Annotated in this window: 1 protein-coding gene; it reads left to right on the plus strand. The window is 55.0% G+C overall.

What is annotated here, in order from left to right; all coding sequences use genetic code 11:
- Position 1 precedes the first annotated feature (1 nt).
- Positions 2 to 1,053, plus strand: a 1,052-nt coding sequence (psbD, locus tag QUA23_RS30940) for a photosystem II D2 protein (photosystem q(a) protein) (protein WP_333110749.1), incomplete at its 3' end; no start/stop codon positions are given.

Below are 1,053 nucleotides of genomic sequence, written 5' to 3' on the forward strand. Positions count from 1 at the left end.
AATGACAATCGCAGTCGGACGCGCCCAGACCGAAAGAGGCATATTTGATGTCCTCGACGACTGGCTCAAACGCGATCGCTTCGTCTTCGTAGGCTGGTCTGGCATCCTGCTATTCCCCTGCGCCTACCTAGCCATCGGTGGCTGGTTAACAGGCACCACCTTCGTCACATCCTGGTACACCCACGGTTTGGCAAGTTCCTACCTTGAAGGAGCCAACTTCCTCACCGTAGCAGTCTCCACCCCAGCCAACAGCCTCGGACACTCCCTGCTGTTCCTGTGGGGCCCCGAAGCACAGTGGGACTTCACCCGCTGGTTCCAACTCGGTGGGCTGTGGACATTCGTCGCCCTCCACGGCGCCTTCGCACTTATAGGCTTTTGCCTGCGTCAGATTGAAATCGCCCGTTTGGTAGGCATCCGTCCCTACAACGCCCTAGCATTCACTGGCCCCATCGCCGTGTTTGTCTCGGTGTTCCTGCTTTACCCCTTGGGTCAATCAGGCTGGTTCTTCGCCCCCAGTTTCGGCGTCGCAGCAATTTTCCGCTTTTTGTTATTCCTGCAAGGCTTCCACAACTGGACGCTCAACCCGTTCCACATGATGGGCGTTGCAGGCATCTTGGGCGGTGCGCTGTTGTGCGCCATCCACGGTGCAACCGTAGAAAACACCTTGTTTGAAGACGGCGAAGGCGCAAACACCTTCCGCGCCTTCAACCCAACTCAGTCAGAAGAAACCTACTCGATGGTGACAGCTAACCGTTTTTGGTCGCAAATCTTCGGAATTGCCTTCTCCAACAAACGCTGGTTGCACTTCTTCATGCTGTTCGTACCCGTCACAGGCTTGTGGATGAGCTCCATTGGCATCGTCGGTTTAGCATTAAACCTGCGCGCCTATGACTTCGTATCCCAAGAATTGCGCGCTGCTGAAGATCCTGAGTTTGAAACGTTCTACACTAAGAACATTCTGCTTAACGAAGGCATTCGTGCTTGGATGGCTCCTACGGACCAACCCCACGAAAACTTCATCTTCCCTGAAGAAGTTCTGCCTCGCGGTAACGC

The sequence above is a fragment of the Microcoleus sp. Pol1C5 genome, from assembly GCF_036701115.1.
Taxonomy (GTDB): domain Bacteria; phylum Cyanobacteriota; class Cyanobacteriia; order Cyanobacteriales; family Microcoleaceae; genus Microcoleus.